The sequence below is a fragment of the Pseudoalteromonas sp. TAB23 genome (assembly GCF_000498075.1).
GTDB lineage: Bacteria > Pseudomonadota > Gammaproteobacteria > Enterobacterales > Alteromonadaceae > Pseudoalteromonas > Pseudoalteromonas arctica.
In genome coordinates, this window is sequence record NZ_AUTP01000334.1 from 1 (window position 1) to 3,717 (window position 3,717).

3 protein-coding genes are annotated in these 3,717 nt (G+C 41.5%); all 3 read right to left on the minus strand.

The window, feature by feature from the left end; genetic code table 11:
• The coding region (locus tag L654_RS0122340; RefSeq protein ID WP_024609095.1) for a tryptophan halogenase family protein at positions 1-801 on the minus strand (801 nt) is incomplete at its 3' end.
• Complete coding sequence (locus L654_RS0122345; protein WP_024609096.1) at positions 794-2,344, minus strand: tryptophan halogenase family protein; 1,551 nt, start codon at positions 2,342-2,344, stop codon at positions 794-796. The genes L654_RS0122345 and L654_RS0122340, both read right to left, overlap by 8 nt.
• A 102-nt stretch (positions 2,345-2,446) precedes the next feature.
• Positions 2,447-3,717: TonB-dependent receptor (locus L654_RS0122350; protein WP_024609097.1), on the minus strand; the 1,271-nt coding region annotated here is incomplete at its 5' end.

Genomic DNA, 3,717 nt, shown 5'->3' on the forward strand with positions numbered 1-3,717 from the left:
CCATTGCCAGCCGTTTTTATGGGCAATAGAGCGGGTAAGTGGCAATACGGTATCGCTGGTTGATTTTGTTTGCACCGCAATGGCGCTGTTACACGGTAGTAAATGCGACCAGTCTTCGTAGCCAGTATGCAATGCTTGCTCTATTAATAAACCTCTAAAGCCGGTGCAATCAATAAAAAAGTCGCCGTTAATGTGCTCGCCATTATTTAAAGTAAGTGATTCTATATGGCCCGTTTTAGTGTTTTTTACTACTTTTTGTATTTTACCTTCAATGCGTTTTACACCCAATGGCTCTGAAAATTCACGTAAAAACTGCGCGTAACGTGTGGCATCCATATGGTAGGCATAGTTAATGGGATTTTGCTGATTAAACGCAAATTTACCGCCTTTAGCCGCTTGCAGCTCGTAGCAGTAATCGCCAAATGGGTTGTTTATTCCAAGTGTTTTACCTTGCAGCCAAAAGTGATGAAATTCACCCGCCCAACATTCTTTGCCCGTTGCGCCAAATGAGTGAATATAATGCGTGTTTTCATCGCCCCAGTTTTCAAAGCTAATACCTAATTTAAAACTGGCTTGAGTGGCTTTCATAAATGCTTGCTCGTTTATACCCAGCAATTTATGAAATGTACGAATAGGCGGAATTGTTGCTTCGCCAACACCTACAGTGCCAATATCGTCAGATTCAACAAGGGTTATGTTTATATTGTTACCAACTAGTTTAGCAAGTGCCGCTGCTGCCATCCAACCTGCAGTGCCGCCTCCAGCAATTACTACGTTTTTAACAGCGTTTGTTTTAGTCATTATGTGGCTGCCCATTATTTAATAAAAGATGATTTAAAAGCGCGCGATTACTTGGCAGTCCATTTAAACACTGCGCTATTTTTTCGCGATTTTGCTGATAATAGTAATCCCCAGCACGTGGGTCGTTAAATGTATTTTGTGCAGATACTGTTTGTGTATTAAAGCCCATGCCATATAAAACGTATTGATAACTGCTTGATGAAAACACTTCTTCGTTTTCAATGAAATCAAAGCGGCTAGGGGGTTGAAATTGCCAAAGTTTAAGTAAGTTTTGCAGGCGCTCGGGCGCGGTATTTAAATTACTAATATCTTGCCAATAAGGAGTGTCGTCGCGCTCGCTTAGCACATAATGAAGTTTTAAAAACTCAATAACGCGCTGCCAACGAGTGCTAAAACGATCATTAAAACGCGTTTTAAGCTGGCTCATGTGGGTGCGGTTTTGCGGTAGTTGCTCGCTTTTCATGCTAATTGAAAGCTCAACCATAGCAAGAGCTGACGCTTCAAGCGGCTCTAAAAAGCCAGCTGACATACCCACGGCAACACAGTTTTTAATCCAAAATTGTTGCCTGTAACCAGGGCTGAATTTTAATACGCGGTAGGTAAGTTGCTCAGCTTGTTGCTCACTGGTACTTTTAGCTATGTAGCTTTTTAGAGTATTTGTTGCGCTTTCATCGCTTTGATATTTACTACTAAATACATAACCTGTACCACGGCGCGTTGGCAGGGCTATATCCCAAATCCAACCGTTACTTTGCGCTGTAGATAACGTAGCAGAGGCAACTGGCTGATCGGCGTGTGCATTAGGTATTTGCGCCGCAACAGCGCTGTTATTAAATAAAATATGATCTTGCGCTATAAACTCACTATTAAAATGCTCACCAATTAAACGAGCACGAGAGCCTGAGCAATCTATAAATAAATCACCTATTATATTGCCATTATTATTTGTTTTTAATGAAGCAATATAGCCATGTTCGTGGTTAATAACCTCGGTTACATCGTCAGTAATATGCGTAACGTTTAGGTTTTTAACGCAGTGATTTTTTAAAAATTCAGCAAATTTACCCGCATCTAAATGATAACCATAGTTGGTGACCGCTGCATATTCAGGTGTTTGTAATTGCTTTGGTGCAAGTGCTGCTTGGCATACAAAGCTTTGCATATTAACAACGTCGGCAAATTTTTGGTTAGGTGCAACACGTTGCCAGCTGGCGTGTAAATTGGTTTGCTCATAGCCTTGTGGATTCATAAAAGGGTGATAGTAGCTTTCTCCCTCACTGAGGTTGCGCCAACTTATAAATTTAGAACCTTGCTTAAATGACGCGTCGCACTGGGTTATAAAATCAATTTCTTTAATGCCAATGCGTTGTAGCGTGTTGCGCATTGACGGCCACGTACCTTCGCCCACGCCCAATATAGGCACATTTGCCGACTCAACTAACGTTACATTAAGGTGCGGGTGTTCGGCGGCTAATAAGCCTGCACTTAGCCAACCGGCAGTGCCACCACCTAAAACGACTATTTTTGTTATTGATTTGGTCATGAGTTAACACCCTAAAATTGATAACAATTAAACTAGCATTAATACTGTTTTAAATACAAAAAAGCCGCTAGTAAAAACTAACGGCTTTACTTTGTATTACCTTTAGAAGTTGTAACGCATACCAATATTGTAACGTGCGCCTAGCTGTTGTAGGTTCCACAATTGAACTGAAGTACGGCCATGTTCGCGGCTATTTTGTTCAGTAATGTTAAGACCTTCAACAAAAAACGAGAGTTGTTCGCTGTAGTTGTACGCAACATTAAAGTCGATCTGATAATATTCTTCAGTAAAGCCTGGCTCATTTACGTATCGAGCTGCACTATTTAAAAACTTATCACGCCAGTTGTAAGCAATACGTGCTTGAAAATCATCGTTTTCGTACATTGCAATAAAGTTAGCTGTATCGCTTAAACCTACTAGTGCAAATTGTGTTGTAGTAGGGTCGGCGTTTACATCAAAGTCTATGTCGCCGTTAACTGTGGTGTAGTTTGCTTGCACACCAAAACCGCTTTCACCAAAAAAGTGCTGAAAGGCAACTTCAAAACCATCAATGGTGGCATTTTTATTGTTGGTAGGTACTTGCGCTGTAAATTCTAGTAGTGGGTCATCGCTGTTAGCAATTACATCGTAAGCGGCTTCAAACTCTTCGTAGGTCATAGAGTCAAAATCAACGTTGTTTTCTGTTGCGGCAACCATTTGAAATAAGTTTGAATCGGTTAGGGCAAGTCCGCGAGATTCTAGTTCAGCAATGGCAGCTTGTGCGCGAGGGCCTGCTGTTGCATCGCGTAATCCGTAGTAGTTTTGCGTCATTGGTGTTAAACCAATAAAGTTTTCGATGTCTTTAGTGTAATAACCTACCGACACATAACTTGTTTCTGCAAAGTACCACTCAGCCGATACATCAATATTGTCTGATTCAAGCGGCACTAAGCCAGGGTTACCCGTTGACGCTGTAGCCGGTGAAGAACCCGCTAAAAGAGTAGGGGCACCCGGTACACCAACAGTCGCTGCTGAACTTAAGTTGTCGTAAGTTGGACGAGCAATTGTGGTGCTATAAGAAAAACGCGCTTTTACGTTTTCGATTACTTCTATGTCAAAGTCAAAGCTTGGTAAAAAGTGATCGTAACTAGATTTAAGCGTGAAATCTTCTTTATCTGAGCCAAAACGAACATTAAAGTCGTTATTACCTTCCCATGCTACTGCGTTAGGTAAATCGATATTAGCTGTTGAGGTAATGTCGGTAGACTCTTGGCGCGCACCAATTACAATGTTGTATGGCATATCGCCAATGTAGCCGTTGTAAGTAAATTGCACAAACGCTGCGGTTATATCTTCTTCAATGGTGCGGTTAGTTGCAAATGCGCCATCGGCTG

What these genes read in the sequence shown, in the direction of transcription:
- L654_RS0122345 (WP_024609096.1), bottom strand. Translation starts at nt 2,344, where the DNA reads ATGACCAAATCAATAACAAAAATAGTCGTTTTAGGTGGTGGCACTGCC.